Annotated in this window: 1 protein-coding gene; it reads right to left on the bottom strand. The window is 60.3% G+C overall.

Going from position 1 to position 556, the window contains the following annotated elements; translation table 11 throughout:
• The coding region (locus tag AWB78_RS45125) for a tyrosine-type recombinase/integrase (protein ID WP_232478177.1) at window positions 1-475 on the bottom strand (475 nt) is incomplete at its 3' end.
• Between the last annotated feature and the right edge of the window lie 81 nt (window positions 476-556).

Raw genomic sequence — 556 nt, 5'->3', positions numbered from 1 at the left:
GGTCTGGGGGTTTGTAGCGTGTTGGCGCGATGCCGCTCGCTGTTGCGTGCGCGAGCGCGCGTTCCTTGAGTTGCATGTCGGCGTGCAAATAGATCTGAGTAGTCTCGGAGGATTCGTGGCCGAGCCAGAGCGCGATCACGGACAGGTCTACACCGTGATGCAACAAGCTCATCGCCGCCGCATGTCGAAGCGTGTGGGGCGTTACGGATTTTTTCTTCAGCGAGGGACACGAGAGACGCGCGATTTCGGCGTTGCGCGACACGAGTCGCTGAAGGGCATCGGCACTGAGATGACCGCCGCGCGAACTGGGGAAGTCCGGATCACCTGGTTCGCCTGGTTGATACAACAGCCATCCTTTCAGGACGGCAATGACGTCCGGTCGCAGCGGCGTGCATCTCATCTTTCTGCCTTTGCCAAGGCAACGAACGTGGGCGCCTGTGCCGAGCATCACATCCTGACGCCGGAGCGCGGTCAATTCGCTGTTGCGCAGACCCGTTTGAACCGCTACAAGAAGCAGTGTTCGATCGCGGTTGCCGATCCATGTTCGTACGTCAGG

This window comes from Caballeronia calidae, from assembly GCF_900044055.2.
GTDB lineage: Bacteria > Pseudomonadota > Gammaproteobacteria > Burkholderiales > Burkholderiaceae > Caballeronia > Caballeronia calidae.
Note: the sequence above shows the minus strand (reverse complement) of the source record. Positions and strands in the feature narration are given on the sequence as shown.